Origin of the sequence: Marinobacter sp. C7 (genome assembly GCF_022343555.1) — a bacterium.
In the GTDB taxonomy this organism is placed as follows: Bacteria; Pseudomonadota; Gammaproteobacteria; order Pseudomonadales; family Oleiphilaceae; genus Marinobacter.
The window spans coordinates 1-15,526 of the sequence record NZ_JAKQZH010000007.1; the positions used below are offsets into that span (position 1 = coordinate 1).

The window sequence follows — 15,526 nt, forward strand, 5'->3', positions numbered from 1 at the left end:
AGGGTGGTCTTACCATGGTCAACGTGACCAATAGTACCCACGTTTACGTGCGGTTTACTACGCTCAAATTTTTCTTTAGACACGGTTACACCTCTTCCTGTTTCTTAAGTCCTGGGGATCAACCCTGTTTAATGATCGCTTCGGCAATGTTCGAAGGAGCTTCAGAGTAACCTGCAAACTCCATCGCATAAGACGCCCGGCCCTGTGTTGCAGAACGCAGGTCGGTGGCGTAACCGAACATCTCCGACAACGGAACTTCTGCACGGATGATCTTGCCCGCAGGGCCTTCATCCATACCTTGCACGAGGCCGCGGCGACGGTTCAGGTCGCCAACCACGTCACCCATGTATTCTTCAGGGGTGACCACCTCTACCTTCATCATCGGCTCAAGAAGAGCAGGATTCGCCTCAAGGGCGCCCTTCTTCATCGCCATGGAGCCGGCGACCTTGAAGGCCATTTCGTTGGAGTCTACGTCGTGGTAGGAACCATCGTACAGGGTCGCCTTGATGCGCAGCAGCGGATAGCCGGCCAGACAGCCGTTCTGCATCTGCTCTTCAATACCCTGCTGGACTGCCGGGATGTATTCCTTCGGAACCACACCACCAACGATCTCGTTTACGAAGATGAAGTTTTCGCCATCTTCATCATCCAGCGGCAGCGGCTCCAGCTTCAGCTTGACGTGACCGTACTGACCACGACCACCCGACTGGCGCACAAACTTGCCTTCAACATCGACCGGCTTGCGGATGCACTCACGGTAGGCCACTTGCGGCTTACCAATGTTGGCCTCTACCTTGAACTCGCGACGCATACGGTCAACGATGATATCCAGGTGAAGCTCACCCATCCCGGAGATGATGGTCTGACCGGACTCTTCGTCGGTCTGGACACGGAAAGACGGATCTTCCTGCGCCAGTTTGCCGAGGGCCACGCCCATCTTCTCCTGGTCAGCCTTGGACTTCGGCTCTACCGCAACAGAGATTACCGGCTCAGGGAATTCCATGCGCTCCAGAACGATCTTGTGGTTCTCGTCGCACAGAGTGTCACCGGTGGTAACGCTCTTCAGGCCGATGGCCGCGGCGATATCACCCGCCAGAACCTCTTTGATTTCCTGACGTTCCTTGGAGTGCATCTGAACCATACGGCCGACACGCTCCTTCTTGCCTTTTACGGAGTTGTAAACGGCATTACCGGACTCCAGCTTGCCGGAGTAGACCCGGAAGAAGGTCAGGGTACCCACGAACGGGTCGGTTGCGATCTTGAATGCCAGGGCCGCGAAGGGCGCATCGTCGTCAACCGGACGGGTCTCTTCGGTACCTTCGTCATCAACCTCACCACGGATGGCCTTAACCTCATCCGGAGCCGGCAGGAACTCGATAACCGCGTCCAGAACCGCCTGAACACCCTTGTTCTTGAATGCGGAACCACAAGTGGCAACCACAATCTCGTTGGCCAGGGTGCGCTCACGCAGACCTTGCTTGATTTCCTCGATGGAGAGCTCACCCTCTTCGAGGTACTTGTCCATCAGCTCTTCGTTCGCCTCGGCAGCGGCCTCAACCATCTGCTCACGGTACATCGCAACTTCGTCAGCCATTTCCGCGGGAACGTCCTTCTGCTCGTAGGTTGCACCGGCGTCGGCTTCATTCCAGTAGATGGCCTTGTTACGGATCAGGTCCACGATACCGGCGAAGTCGTCCTCAGCGCCGATCGGCAGCTGAATGGGAACGCAGTTGGCGCCCAGACGATTCTTGATCTGGTCAACGACGCGCAGGAAGTTGGCACCGGCACGGTCCATCTTGTTGACGAACACCATGCGCGGAACTTCGTACTTGTTGGCCTGACGCCATACAGTCTCGGACTGCGGCTCAACACCGGAGGAACCACAGAACACCACAACGGCACCATCCAGCACACGCAGGGAACGCTCTACCTCGATGGTAAAGTCAACGTGTCCCGGGGTGTCGATGATGTTGATCCGGTGCTCAGGGTACTGCTTGTCCATGCCCTGCCAGAAAGTGGTGGTCGCAGCAGAGGTAATGGTGATACCACGCTCCTGCTCCTGCTCCATCCAGTCCATGGTAGCGGCGCCATCATGAACCTCACCGATTTTGTGGGAAATACCTGTGTAGAACAGGACCCGCTCGGTGGTAGTGGTTTTGCCCGCATCAACGTGCGCACAAATACCAATGTTTCTGTATCGCTTGATCGGAGTCTTGCGTGCCACGATATAAACCTCGGCTGATTAGAAACGGAAGTGAGAGAACGCCTTGTTGGCTTCTGCCATGCGGTGCACGTCTTCACGCTTCTTCACAGCGGCACCTTTGCTATCTGCCGCGTCAAGGATCTCGCCTGCCAGACGTTGCGCCATGGATTTCTCACCGCGCTTCCGGGAAAATTCTACGAGCCAGCGCATGGCCAGCGCGTTCTGACGGGAAGGCCGTACTTCTACAGGCACCTGGTACGTAGCACCACCCACTCGACGGGACTTGACCTCGACCATCGGCTGGATGTTTTCCAGGGCCTTCTCGAACATCTCGATCGGCTCTTCCTTGGATTTGTCGGCGACGATATCGAGCGCGCCATAAACAATGCGCTCTGCAACGGATTTCTTGCCGCTTTCCATCACGTGGTTGATGAACTTGGCAAGCCGTGCACTGCCGAATTTGGGATCGGGAATAATCTCCCGCTTTGCTGCAACTCTTCTTCTAGGCATCGATAAGCCCTTATATATCTAAAAGGTCTTCAGGAACCCCTGAGATAGCAAAATGCTACTCAGCCTTACTCTTACCGTTCTGACAAGCAACGATAAAAGACACCCGTGCGGGACATCAGGACTTGGGTCGTTTTGCACCGTACTTGGAGCGGCCCTGTTTACGGTTCTGAACACCCTGGGTATCCAAAGTACCGCGAACAGTGTGATAGCGCACACCCGGAAGGTCCTTGACTCGACCGCCACGGATCAGCACAACACTGTGCTCCTGAAGGTTGTGACCTTCACCACCAATGTATGAGGAAACCTCGTAGCCGTTGGTCAGACGAACACGGCACACTTTACGCAGTGCTGAGTTCGGCTTCTTCGGCGTTGTGGTGTACACACGAGTGCACACACCACGGCGCTGAGGACAGGCCTGGAGCGCGGGAACGTCGCTCTTGGCTACCTTGCGCTTACGAGGCTTACGCACCAACTGATTAATCGTTGCCATGTAAGCAAACTCCAAAAAACCATACCAATGAAACTTACCCCCTAGGCAGGGGGTAAAATTAAGGGACGCAAGTGTAAGCCCGCGCCCCAAGTCAGTCAAGATGACTGATCTCTTTTTAACCACCTCACGGGTAGGTATCTACCCGGAGGTGGCAACGCCGGAACTCAGCTTTCTCGGTTGAGTTCGGCGCTCAGGGCTTCTTCGACGTCCGCCGCAGTCACGCCCTGCTCTTCCAGTTCGCGCTTGCGACGACGCTCACTGTGATAGGCCAGACCGGTACCAGCCGGTATCAGTCGACCAACGACCACGTTTTCCTTCAGGCCGCGCAGGTAATCACGCTTGCCAGTGACCGCACCTTCGGTGAGAACCCGGGTGGTCTCCTGGAACGAAGCCGCGGAAATGAACGACTCGGTGGCCAGGGAGGCCTTGGTGATACCCAGCAGCAGGCGCTCGAATTTCGCCGGCTCCTTGTCTGCGGCATCCGCCTTCTCGTTTTCTTCCAGGACCTGGGTGATTTCCACCTGGTCACCGGAGAGCAGAGTGGTGTCGCCCGGATCGGTGATTTCCACCTTGCGGAGCATCTGGCGAACGATAACTTCGATGTGCTTATCGTTGATGACAACACCCTGGAGACGGTAAACGTCCTGGATTTCGTTGGTGATGTACTTGGCCAGTTCGACCACGCCCAGCAGACGCAGGATGTCGTGCGGGTTGGACGGACCGTCCGAGATCACCTCACCCTTCTCAACGGTTTCACCTTCGAACACGTTGAGCTGGCGATGCTTCGGAATCAGAACCTCGTACGGATCACCATCCCGCGGCGTGATCACCAGACGCTTCTTGCCCTTGGTTTCCTTGCCGAAGGAAACGGTGCCACTGATTTCCGCCAGGATGGAGGACTCCTTCGGACGGCGCGCCTCGAACAGGTCGGCAACCCGCGGCAGACCACCGGTGATGTCCCGGGTCTTGGAGCTTTCCTGCGGAATCCGTGCAACCACGTCACCCAGCTCGACCTTGGCGCCATTGGCCATGGTGACCAGGGCGTTGGCGGGCAGGAAGTACATGGCCGTTGCACCGCCCGGCAGTTCCACGTCGTTACCCGCCTCATCCAGCAACTGGATGGCCGGACGGATATCCTTACCAGCGGCAGGACGATCCTTCGGATCGATCACTTCCATGGTAGACAGGCCGGTCAGCTCGTCGGTCTGGGTCCGGACGGTGATGCCCTGCTCCATGTTGACGAACTTCGCGACACCTTCGGCCTCGGCGATGATCGGGTGGGTGTGGGGATCCCACTTGGCCACCACAACGCCGGCCTCAACCGCGTCACCATTCTTGACCGACAGCACCGCGCCGTACGGCAACTTGTACCACTCGCGTTCACGCCCCTGGTCGTCGGCAATTGCCAGAGCGGAGGAACGGGAAACCACGACCAGAGACCCATCGGTCTTCTCAATCGACTTCAGGTTGTGCAGGCGGACCGTACCACCGTGCTTGACCTGAATGTTGTCCACCGCAGATGCCCGGCTCGCGGCACCACCGATGTGGAAGGTCCGCATGGTCAGCTGGGTGCCCGGCTCACCAATGGACTGCGCCGCGATGACGCCCACGGCCTCACCAACGTTGACCTGATGGCCACGGGCCAGGTCACGACCGTAACACTTGGAACAGATGCCGTAACGGGTCTCACAGGTAATCGCAGAACGTACCCAGACCTCGTCCACACCGGCGCGCTCGATCATCTCGATGGTCTTCTCATCCAGCAGTGTGCCGGCCGGAACCACCGCGTTTTCCTTGTCGGTGGGCGTGAACACGTCACGCGCAGTCACACGACCCAGAACCCGGTCGCCCAGCGGTACTACCACGTCGCCACCCTCGATGTGCGGCGTCATCAGCAGGCCGTCATCGGTACCACAGTCTTCCTCGGTCACTACCAGATCCTGGGATACATCCACCAGGCGACGGGTCAGGTAACCGGAGTTCGCGGTTTTCAGAGCGGTATCGGCCAGACCCTTACGGGCGCCGTGGGTCGAGATGAAGTACTGCAATACGTTCAGGCCTTCACGGAAGTTCGCCGTGATCGGCGTCTCGATGATGGAGCCATCCGGCTTGGCCATCAGGCCACGCATACCCGCCAGCTGACGGATCTGGGCTGCGGAACCCCGCGCGCCGGAATCGGCCATCATGTAGACCGAGTTGAACGACTCCTGCATCAGGTCTTCGCCGTCCTCACCTTTCACAGGCAGGCCGTCAGGGCCGATGACCTGCTCTTTCGCGAGGCGCTCCATCATGGCCTTGGAGACCTTGTCGTTGGCGCGGGACCAGATGTCGATCACCTTGTTGTACTTCTCCCCCTGGGTCAGCAGACCGGAAGCGTACTGGTTCTCGATGTCCTTCACCTCTTCAGAGGCCGCATCCACCATTTCGTACTTCTCGGGCGGAATCTCGAAGTCGTTGAAGCCAATGGAGATACCGGAACGGGTTGCGTAGTGGTAACCCATGTACATCAGCTGGTCCGCGAAGATCACAGTGTCCTTCAGACCGGCATCCCGGTAGCAGGTGTTGATCAGCGCGGAAATCGCCTTTTTCACCATCGGCTTGTTGACCAGCTCGAACGGCAGGCCATCAGGAACGATGTCGAACAGCAGGGCACGGCCAACGGTGGTATCGACGATGCTGTAGTTCTCGGTACGCTCGCCGTCCTCACCGATGGCAACCTGCTTGACCCGGACCTTTACCTTGGCCTGCAGATCCACCTTGCCGGCACCATAGGCACGATGCGCTTCTTTCACATCGGCGAACACCATGCCCTCGCCCAGGGCACTCTCGCGCTCCCGGGTCATGTAGTACAGGCCCAGAACCACGTCCTGGGACGGCACGATGATCGGCTCACCGTTCGCAGGTGACAGTACGTTGTTGGTAGACATCATCAACGCACGGGCTTCCAGCTGGGCTTCCAGGGTCAGCGGCACGTGTACCGCCATCTGGTCACCGTCAAAGTCGGCGTTGTAGGCTGCGCACACCAGCGGGTGCAGCTGAATGGCCTTGCCTTCGATCAGGACCGGCTCAAACGCCTGGATACCGAGACGGTGCAGGGTCGGTGCCCGGTTCAGCATGATCGGGTGCTCGCGGATGACCTCGTCCAGGATATCCCAGACCACGCCTTCCTCACGCTCGACCATCTTCTTGGCGGCCTTGATGGTGGTCGCCAGGCCGCGGTGCTCCAGCTTGGAGAAAATGAACGGCTTGAACAGCTCCAGTGCCATCTTCTTGGGCAGACCGCACTGGTGCAGGCGCAGGTACGGACCAACCACGATCACGGAACGACCGGAGTAGTCGACACGCTTACCCAGCAGGTTCTGACGGAAGCGGCCCTGCTTACCCTTGATCATGTCAGCCAGGGACTTCAGCGGGCGCTTGTTGGTGCCGGTGATGGCACGGCCACGGCGACCGTTGTCCAGCAGCGCGTCAACCGCTTCCTGGAGCATCCGCTTCTCGTTGCGCACAATAATGTCCGGAGCATTCAGCTCCAGCAGGCGCTTGAGACGGTTGTTCCGGTTGATCACGCGACGGTAAAGATCGTTCAGGTCGGATGTGGCAAAGCGACCACCATCCAGCGGTACCAGCGGACGCAGATCCGGCGGCAGAACCGGCAGCACGGTCATGACCATGTCGCCAGGCTTGTTACCGGAGTACAGGAAGGCCTCAAGGATCTTCAGACGCTTGCTGAACTTCTTGATCTTGGTTTCGGAGTTGGTCTGGGGAATCTCTTCCCGCAGCGCATCCACTTCTTCCTGCAGATCGATATCTTCCAGCAACTGCTTGACCGCTTCCGCACCCATGCGGGCGTCGAACTCGTCACCGAACTCTTCCAGAGCCTCGTAATACTGCTCATCGTTGAGCAGCTGGCCCTTTTCAAGGGTAGTCATACCCGGGTCGATAACGATAAAGGATTCAAAATACAGAACCCGCTCGATATCACGCAGGGTCATGTCCAGCATCAGACCGATACGGGACGGCAGTGACTTCAGGAACCAGATATGGGCGACCGGACTGGCCAGCTCGATGTGACCCATGCGCTCACGACGCACGCTGGCCAGAGCAACCTCAACGCCGCACTTCTCGCAGATAACACCGCGATGCTTGAGACGCTTGTACTTGCCACACAGACACTCGTAGTCCTTGATCGGGCCGAAAATCTTGGCACAGAAAAGACCGTCACGCTCCGGCTTGAAGGTACGGTAATTGATGGTCTCAGGCTTTTTCACTTCGCCGAAGGACCATGAACGAATCATGTCAGGCGACGCCAGGCCAATGCGGATGGCGTCAAATTCCTTGCTCTGATTCTGGCTCTTGAGAAGATTCAGCAAATCTTTCATCAGTAAAAGCTCCGGATGGCGTTAATCTCGGGCGGGCACCCGCGGTGCCCGCTCACGCTGCCAAAAACAATTCGGCTCACTCGGATTCCAGCTCGATGTCGATACCCAGCGAGCGGATCTCCTTGACAAGAACGTTGAAGGATTCGGGCATGCCCGGCTCCATGCGATGATCGCCATCGACAATGTTCTTGTACATCTTGGTCCGACCGTTTACGTCATCAGACTTGACGGTGAGCATCTCCTGCAGCGTATAGGCTGCACCGTAGGCCTCGAGAGCCCACACTTCCATCTCACCGAAGCGCTGGCCACCGAACTGCGCCTTACCACCCAACGGCTGCTGGGTAACGAGGCTGTAGGAACCGGTGGAACGAGCGTGCATCTTGTCGTCGATCAGGTGGTTCAGCTTCAGGATATACATGTAGCCGACGGTTACCGGGCGATCGAACATCTCACCGGTGCGGCCATCGTACAGGTTCACCTGCCCGCTGGTGTCCATGTCGGCCAGTTCCAGCATACGCTTGACCTCGGCTTCCTTGGCACCGTCGAACACCGGCGTTGCCATCGGCACACCGTTGCGCAGGTTGCCGCACAACTCCAGGATCTCCTTGTCACTCAGGGAGTCCAGATCCACCTTGAACACTTCGTCCGAGTGATTGTAGATCTCGTCCAGCAACTGACGCAGCTCGGCAATCTTGCGCTGCTCGTCCAGCATCCGGCTGATCTTCTCACCCAGGCCCTTGGCAGCGGCGCCCAGATGCGTCTCCAGAACCTGACCAACGTTCATCCGCGAAGGTACGCCCAGCGGGTTCAGAACGATATCGACCGTGGTTCCGTGCTCGTCATACGGCATGTCCTCAATGGGCATGACCGCGGAGATAACACCTTTGTTCCCGTGACGGCCCGCCATCTTGTCGCCCGGCTGAATGCGACGCTTGATCGCAAGGTAAACCTTGACGATTTTCAGAACACCGGGTGCCAGGTCATCGCCTTGCTGGAGCTTGGACTTCTTGTCCTCGAAACGGGCTTCGTGCTCTTTCTTGCGCTCCTCAAGACCCTGCTCGGATTTCTCGAGCAGCTCGTTCAGGCTCTCATCCTTCATGCGGAGCTTGAACCAGTCTGCACGGGGCAGCTCTGCCAGGTAAGCTTCTTCCAGGGTCGCACCTTTCTTGAGGCCCGGACCACTGATCACTTCCTGCCCTTTCAGCGCATTCATCAGGCGCTCGAAGGTCGCGCCCTCGACAATGCGGTACTCGTCTTTCAGGTCTTTACGGTACTTGTCCAGCTGCTCCTTCTCGATGGAAAGCGCGCGCTGGTCTTTCTCGATTCCGTCGCGGGTGAACACCTGGACGTCGATAACCGTACCGCGCGTACCGGTCGGCACACGGGAGGAGGTATCCTTCACATCGGACGCCTTCTCACCGAAGATGGCACGCAGCAGTTTCTCTTCCGGAGTCAGCTGGGTTTCACCCTTCGGGGTCACCTTGCCAACCAGGATGTCGCCAGGCCCTACTTCAGCACCGATATAGACAATCCCAGACTCGTCCAGCTTGGACAGAGCACTCTCACCGACGTTCGGGATATCCGCGGTGATTTCCTCGCTGCCCAGCTTGGTGTCCCGAGCCACACAGGTCAGTTCCTGGATGTGGATGGTGGTCAGGCGATCTTCCTGAACCACTTTCTCGGAAATGAGGATCGAGTCCTCAAAGTTGTAACCGTTCCAGGGCATGAACGCGATGCGCATGTTCTGACCCAGAGCCAGTTCGCCCAGATCCACCGACGGGCCATCCGCCAGTACGTCACCACGGGCAATCACATCGCCCTGGCGCACAATGGAGCGCTGGTTGATACAGGTGTTCTGGTTTGAACGGGTGTACTTGGTGAGGTTGTAGATATCCACACCAGCATCACCGGCCTCGGTCTCTTTATCATTGACCCGGACAACAATCCGCGCTGCATCGACGCTCTCGATGACACCGCCACGACGGGCCGTCACACAAACCCCGGAGTCCTGAGCCACGGTCCGCTCAACACCGGTACCTACCAGAGGCACCTGGGATTTCAGGGTCGGCACCGCCTGACGCTGCATGTTCGCACCCATCAGGGCCCGGTTCGCATCGTCGTGCTCCAGGAACGGAATCAGCGACGCTGCAACGGATACAACCTGGCGTGGGGACACGTCCATGAAGTTGACTGCTTCCGGCGGAGCCACGGTGAATTCGTTCAGATGACGAACCGTCACCAGCTCATCGGTCAGTCGCTTGTTCTCGTCTGTTGCGGCACTCGCCTGTGCGATGACGTAGTTGCTCTCCTCGATGGCGGAGAGATACACCACCTCGTCGGTAACCACGCCGTCAACGACTTTCCGGTACGGACTCTCAAGGAAGCCGTAGGAGTTGGAGCGGGCGTAGGTGGCCAGCGAGTTGATCAGACCGATGTTCGGGCCTTCCGGCGTCTCGATCGGACACACACGACCGTAGTGGGTCGGGTGAACGTCTCGCACCTCGAAGCCGGCGCGCTCGCGGGTGAGGCCACCTGGGCCCAACGCAGAAATCCGGCGCTTGTGCGTCACCTCGGACAGCGGGTTGTTCTGGTCCATGAACTGGGACAGCTGGCTGGAACCGAAGAACTCCTTGACTGCTGCCGCTACCGGCTTGGCATTGATCAGGTCCTGCGGCATCAGGCCTTCACTCTCGGCCAGGCTCAGACGCTCACGAACTGCCCGCTCAACACGAACCAGACCTACGCGGAACTGGTTCTCGGCCATTTCACCGACACAGCGAACACGGCGGTTACCAAGGTTATCGATATCATCCACCTGACCCGCGCCATTACGGATGGCAATCAGGGTTTTCAGGACGTCGATAATATCCTCGTGCGTGAGGGTGCCCTCGCCTGTGCTCTCTTCGCGGCCCAGACGACGGTTGAGCTTCATCCGGCCAACCGCAGACAGATCGTACCGCTCGTCGGAGAAGAACAGGTTGTTGAACAGGTTCTCCGCAGATTCCTTGGTGGGCGGCTCGCCCGGGCGCATCATGCGGTAGATTTCCACCAACGCTTCCAGCGGCGTGCGGGTCGGGTCGATACGCAGGGTATCGGACATGAACGGACCGCAATCCAGGTCGTTGGTGTACAGGGTTTCGATATCCTTGACACCGGCCTCGAGGATTTTGGTTACCACATCCTCGGTCAGCTCGGTGTTACATTCCACCAGCACCTCGCCGGTGGACTGGTCGATCATGTCCTTAGCCAGGACACGGCCGTAGAGGTATTCGGTCGGAACCTCCAGCTCGCTGATACCAGCCTTTTCAAGCTGCTTGATGTGTCGAGCCGTAATCCGACGACCTTCCTCGACAATCACGTTGCCGTCATTGTCCTTGATGTCAAAGGTGGCAATGTCACCACGCAGACGGCTCGGCACCAGCTCCAGCTTGCAGGTTTCTTCGCCCAGAGAGAACTTACTGGTGTCGAAGAACATTTCCAGCATCTGCTCAGAGGTGTAGCCCAGGGCACGCAGCAGGATAGACGCAGGGAGTTTCCGGCGACGGTCGATACGAACAAACACACTGTCTTTCGGATCGAACTCGAAGTCCAGCCAGGACCCACGGTAAGGAATCACCCGGGCCGAGTACAACAGCTTGCCCGAAGAATGGGTCTTACCCTTGTCGTGATCGAAGAACACACCCGGGGAACGGTGGAGCTGGGAAACAATAACGCGCTCGGTACCGTTGATAACGAAGGTACCGTTCTCGGTCATCAGGGGCATTTCGCCCATGTAGACTTCCTGCTCTTTGATGTCCTTGATCGCCTTGTTGGACGATTCCTTATCGTAAATGATAAGGCGGACTTTCACGCGCAGCGGCGCTGCATAGGTTACGCCCCTAAGCTGGCATTCCTTGACGTCAAATACCGGCTCGCCAATACGATAGCTCACGTACTCGAGCGCGGCATTGCCAGAGTAACTGACAATCGGGAATACGGATTTGAATGCTGCGTGAAGACCGGTTTCCCGGCGGTCTTCAGGAGCGGCTTCCATTTGCAGGAAGTCCCGGAACGAATCCAGCTGAATAGACAGCAAATAGGGGACGTCCATCACGGAAGGCAATTTACTAAAGTCTTTGCGAATCCGCTTTTTCTCAGTGTAGGAGTAAGTCATCTGCATTCCCCAGCTTTAGACCTGATACCTGGTATCAAGAAGCAACCATTGTTCTGCTTCGGGGCCGAATTGCTCGGCTTATCGCGCCGTCTTGAACAAGACTCTGGCTGTAGGTTATAGATCTGACATCAACCTTTTAGTGCACACCAGACTCTATAGCATATACAACAGAAAAAGGCCGGTGGCCCTGAGCCACCAGCCTATCCATGCTTAATGCACGGTGTCGATCAACAGCCGACTCTTACTTAAGCTCAACAGAAGCGCCTGCTTCCTCAAGCTTCTTCTTGGCTTCTTCAGCGTCGTCTTTGCCAGCAGCTTCCTTAACAACGGAAGGCGCGCTGTCGACCATTTCCTTAGCTTCTTTCAGACCCAGGCCGGTCAGTTCACGAACAGCCTTGATGACGTTCACTTTCTTCTCACCGGCGCCGGTCAGAACAACGTCAAATTCGGTCTTCTCTTCGGCAGCACCTGCGTCACCACCAGCAGCGGCCGGAGCAGCGGCAACAGCGGCTTCAGCAGAAACGCCGAACTTCTCTTCCATAGCTTCAACGAGCTCAACAACTTCCATTACGCTCATTTCAGCAATTGCATTCAAAATATCGTCTTTAGACAGAGCCATGACTTTCTCCCAAAAATGTAAAAATGGTGTTCAACAGAATCAAGCAGCTTCGCGCTTCTGGTCGCGGACTGCAGCTACTACACGCGTGATCCGTCCCGGAATATCGTTCAGGCTGCGTGCGAGCTTGGTAACTGGTGCCTGTGTAACAATGGCCAGCTTGGTCAACGCTTCGTGCAGCGTCGGCAGCTTGGCGAGGCGATCAATCTGGTCCGCGCCCATCAGCTCACCGCCGACAGCCAGACCCTTGATTTCAAACGCCTCTTTCTCTTTGGCAAAATCCTTCAACAGACGCGCTGCGGCGCCGGGATCTTCCATTGAGAAGGCCAGAATGGTCGGACCAACCAGAGCTTCGTCGATGCACTCGAACTCGGTGCCGCGAATGGCGATCTTGGCCAGGTTGTTACGAACAACCTTCAGACGCACATTTTCGGCACGAGCCTTGGCACGAAGCGCGGTCATATCACCAGAGGTGACACCGCGATAGTCAGCCATGACCACAGACAGAGCAGTACCAGCAGTCTCGTTGACTTCAGCGACGATCGCTTTCTTGTCTTCGAGTCTAATTGCCACTGGTTTTCTCCTCGATTTCGCCGGCTCTTGCCGGCAAACCCATCATTGCCCTTGCGGGCGCCTTAACGGTGTTTGGGTTCAGAGAGAACGTCTTCACACCGTCTGCGCAGGCGTTGCTTTAACCCTTGCGGCGCTCTCAAGAGATCGAAAGCGCCTCGGGGGCCTGCGGTCTTTGACAGCCTTGGCTTCCGCCCAGACTACAAAGTAACTACCGCTCAGAGGATCAGATGTTCAGACCGCTCTGATCGATAGTCAGGCCAGGACCCATGGTCGACGAAATGGTGATCTTCTTCAGATACACACCCTTCGAGGACGCGGGCTTGGCCTTTTTCAGGTCTGCCACCAGAGCTTCAAGGTTTTCCTTGATGTTCTGGGCAGAGAATTCAACATTACCCAGCGGGGCATGGATGATGCCGTTCTTGTCGGTACGGTAACGCACCTGACCAGCCTTGGCGTTCTTGACTGCGGTTTCGACGTCCGGAGTTACGGTGCCAACCTTCGGGTTAGGCATCAGGCCACGGGGACCGAGAATCTGGCCCAGCTGACCTACAACGCGCATAGCGTCCGGCGTAGCGATGACCACATCGAAATCCATGTTGCCCTTCTTCACCTCTTCCGCGAGGTCTTCCATACCGACAACATCAGCACCGGCAGCGGTCGCTTTCTCGGCATTGGCGCCCTGGGTAAATACAGCGACGCGAACGCTCTTGCCAGTACCGTGCGGCAGAACAGTGCTGCTACGAACGACCTGGTCGGATTTACGTGCGTCAACGCCCAGGTTAACGGCTACGTCCACAGACTCCTTGAACTTGACGTTCTGGCCCAGCTCGGTCAGGAGCGCTACAGCCTCATCAACGGAGTAGGCACGGGTGGAGTCCACTTTTTCACGAATAAGCTTCTGACGCTTGCTCAGCTTTGCCATCTTAGAGGCCCTCCACGTTCAGGCCCATGCTGCGGGCTGTTCCAGCAATGGTACGAACCGCTGCATCCATATCGGCTGCAGTCAGATCCGGCTCCTTGGTCTTGGCGATTTCTTCGAGCTGCTCGCGGGTCACGGTACCGACCTTGTCGGTGTTCGGACGACCGGAGCCACTCTTGATGCCAGCTGCTTTCTTCAGCAGAACCGGAGCGGGCGGGGTCTTGGTGATGAAGGTAAAGCTGCGGTCACTGTAAACAGTAATAACAGTCGGAATCGGCAGACCAGGTTCCATGCCCTGGGTCTGGGCATTGAACGCCTTGCAGAATTCCATGATGTTTACGCCGCGCTGACCCAGTGCAGGACCAACGGGGGGACTCGGGTTGGCCTGGCCGGCAGCAACCTGAAGCTTGATATAGGCTTCGATTTTCTTTGCCATGTTAAATCTCCTGTGGGTTCAGACGCCTTTCGGCTCCCCTTATCAGACACAAAAAGCCCGCGTCGCCATAGCGCGCGAGCTTTCAGCTTGACAGCAGCTGATCAGTCTTTTTCGACCTGCCCGAACTCCAGCTCTACCGGAGTGGAGCGCCCGAAGATCAGAACAGCCACCTTGACTCGACTCTTATCGTAGTCGACTTCTTCCACGACACCATTGAAGTCTGCAAACGGCCCTTCAATGACGCGAACAATCTCACCCGGCTCGAACAGAGTCTTGGGCTTGGGCTTGTCGGCGCCGCTCTCAACGCGACGAAGAATTGCCTCAGCCTCACGCTCGGTAATCGGAGCCGGCTTATCCTTGGTTCCACCAATAAAGCCAAGGACCCGCGGGGTATTCTTGACAAGATGCCATGTTGCATCGTCCATTTCCATCTGGACGAGTACGTACCCCGGATAGAATTTCCGCTCACTTTTGCGCTTTTTTCCATCGCGCATTTCGACGACTTCTTCGGTCGGAACCAGAATCTCGCCGAACTTATCTTCCATTCCGTTGAGCGCAACACGCTCTTTCAGAGTGCGCATTACGTGCTTTTCAAAGCCAGAATACGCATGAACCACGTACCAGCGCTTAGCCATTGCCCACTCCTGTTTAACCAATAAATCCGGCGACCAGCCAACTGATCAGCGAATCCATGCCCCACAAAATCAGCGCAACAACCAGCACAAAAACCACAACGATGAGAGTGGTCTGGACAAGTTCCGGCCTGGTGGGCCACACGACTTTCCGGATTTCGACCCGAGCCTCTTTAAGCAGCGTCGCAAAGCGGCGACCGCGATCGGTCTGCAAGGCCACAAAGGCCGCGACAATACCGAGACCTACGAGAGCCAGCACACGATACAGAAGAGATTCGGCACTGAAATACTGATTGCCCACCACACCGACGGCAATCAGAACAAAAACAACCAGCCATTTCAGAGCATCGAAACGGCTGGTTGACTGAACGGCTTTTGACTCCATAGGAATCAGCTTATGTATCCGGATGTTAAAAAATGGCAGGCCAGGAGGGAATCGAACCCCCAACCTGCGGTTTTGGAGACCGCTGCTCTGCCAATTGAGCTACTGGCCTGCACCGAAACAACTCAGTGCAACTACACTCGAGTAACCCGAAGGTTACTCGATGATCTTGGAGACCACGCCGGCACCAACGGTACGGCCGCCTTCGCGGATCGCGAAGCGCAGGCCATCTT

The 15,526-nt window shown here is 57.2% G+C and carries 13 protein-coding genes and 1 tRNA gene; all 14 read right to left on the reverse strand.

Annotated features, from left to right (window positions below):
• Positions 1 to 83 (reverse strand): GTP-binding protein (locus MD273_RS18280; protein ID WP_232964855.1); only part of this gene is annotated, 83 nt, incomplete at its 3' end.
• A 35-nt stretch (positions 84 to 118) separates the two neighbouring features.
• Entirely contained in the window at positions 119 to 2,224 is a 2,106-nt protein-coding gene (gene fusA / locus MD273_RS18285; RefSeq protein WP_239039232.1) for an elongation factor G, read from the reverse strand.
• Between the two features lie 18 nt (positions 2,225 to 2,242).
• Complete coding sequence (gene rpsG / locus MD273_RS18290; protein WP_239039233.1) at positions 2,243 to 2,713, reverse strand: 30S ribosomal protein S7; 471 nt, start codon at positions 2,711 to 2,713, stop codon at positions 2,243 to 2,245.
• A 115-nt stretch (positions 2,714 to 2,828) separates the two neighbouring features.
• Positions 2,829 to 3,203, reverse strand: a complete 375-nt coding sequence (gene rpsL, locus MD273_RS18295) for a 30S ribosomal protein S12 (RefSeq protein WP_008174844.1) — start codon at positions 3,201 to 3,203, stop codon at positions 2,829 to 2,831.
• Between the two features lie 164 nt (positions 3,204 to 3,367).
• The gene (gene rpoC, locus MD273_RS18300; RefSeq protein ID WP_239039234.1) at positions 3,368 to 7,582 is read right to left on the reverse strand and encodes a DNA-directed RNA polymerase subunit beta'; all 4,215 of its coding nucleotides are present in this window, start codon (positions 7,580 to 7,582) and stop codon (positions 3,368 to 3,370) included.
• Between the two features lie 76 nt (positions 7,583 to 7,658).
• Complete coding sequence (rpoB, locus tag MD273_RS18305) at positions 7,659 to 11,735, reverse strand: DNA-directed RNA polymerase subunit beta (RefSeq protein WP_239039235.1); 4,077 nt, start codon at positions 11,733 to 11,735, stop codon at positions 7,659 to 7,661.
• A gap of 241 nt (positions 11,736 to 11,976) precedes the next feature.
• Positions 11,977 to 12,354, reverse strand: a complete 378-nt coding sequence (rplL, locus tag MD273_RS18310; RefSeq protein WP_092006906.1) for a 50S ribosomal protein L7/L12 — start codon at positions 12,352 to 12,354, stop codon at positions 11,977 to 11,979.
• A gap of 39 nt (positions 12,355 to 12,393) precedes the next feature.
• The gene (gene rplJ, locus MD273_RS18315; protein WP_092006908.1) at positions 12,394 to 12,924 is read right to left on the reverse strand and encodes a 50S ribosomal protein L10; all 531 of its coding nucleotides are present in this window, start codon (positions 12,922 to 12,924) and stop codon (positions 12,394 to 12,396) included.
• Positions 12,925 to 13,147: 223 nt separating this feature from the next.
• Entirely contained in the window at positions 13,148 to 13,846 is a 699-nt protein-coding gene (gene rplA, locus MD273_RS18320; protein ID WP_239039236.1) for a 50S ribosomal protein L1, read from the reverse strand.
• Between the two features lies 1 nt (position 13,847).
• Positions 13,848 to 14,279, reverse strand: a complete 432-nt coding sequence (rplK, locus tag MD273_RS18325; RefSeq protein WP_008940662.1) for a 50S ribosomal protein L11 — start codon at positions 14,277 to 14,279, stop codon at positions 13,848 to 13,850.
• 101 nt (positions 14,280 to 14,380) lie between these two features.
• Complete coding sequence (gene nusG / locus MD273_RS18330) at positions 14,381 to 14,914, reverse strand: transcription termination/antitermination protein NusG (protein ID WP_239039237.1); 534 nt, start codon at positions 14,912 to 14,914, stop codon at positions 14,381 to 14,383.
• Positions 14,915 to 14,927: 13 nt separating this feature from the next.
• On the reverse strand, positions 14,928 to 15,296 hold the full coding sequence (secE, locus tag MD273_RS18335; protein WP_092006915.1) for a preprotein translocase subunit SecE: 369 nt from the start codon (positions 15,294 to 15,296) through the stop codon (positions 14,928 to 14,930).
• Positions 15,297 to 15,329: 33 nt separating this feature from the next.
• Positions 15,330 to 15,405, reverse strand: a tRNA-Trp gene (locus MD273_RS18340).
• 44 nt (positions 15,406 to 15,449) lie between these two features.
• Positions 15,450 to 15,526: EF-Tu C-terminal domain-related protein (locus MD273_RS18345; protein WP_219435318.1), on the reverse strand; the 77-nt coding region annotated here is incomplete at its 5' end.

Bases quoted from the DNA above. Each gene is read 5' to 3' on its own strand.
- rplA (WP_239039236.1), bottom strand. From the start codon at position 13,846: ATGGCAAAGCTGAGCAAGCGTCAGAAGCTTATTCGTGAAAAAGTGGAC.
- rpsL (WP_008174844.1), bottom strand. From the start codon at position 3,203: ATGGCAACGATTAATCAGTTGGTGCGTAAGCCTCGTAAGCGCAAGGTA.
- secE (WP_092006915.1), bottom strand. From the start codon at position 15,296: ATGGAGTCAAAAGCCGTTCAGTCAACCAGCCGTTTCGATGCTCTGAAA.
- rplK (WP_008940662.1), bottom strand. From the start codon at position 14,279: ATGGCAAAGAAAATCGAAGCCTATATCAAGCTTCAGGTTGCTGCCGGC.
- nusG (WP_239039237.1), bottom strand. From the start codon at position 14,914: ATGGCTAAGCGCTGGTACGTGGTTCATGCGTATTCTGGCTTTGAAAAG.
- rpoC (WP_239039234.1), bottom strand. From the start codon at position 7,582: ATGAAAGATTTGCTGAATCTTCTCAAGAGCCAGAATCAGAGCAAGGAA.
- rpsG (WP_239039233.1), bottom strand. From the start codon at position 2,713: ATGCCTAGAAGAAGAGTTGCAGCAAAGCGGGAGATTATTCCCGATCCC.
- rpoB (WP_239039235.1), bottom strand. From the start codon at position 11,735: ATGACTTACTCCTACACTGAGAAAAAGCGGATTCGCAAAGACTTTAGT.
- rplL (WP_092006906.1), bottom strand. From the start codon at position 12,354: ATGGCTCTGTCTAAAGACGATATTTTGAATGCAATTGCTGAAATGAGC.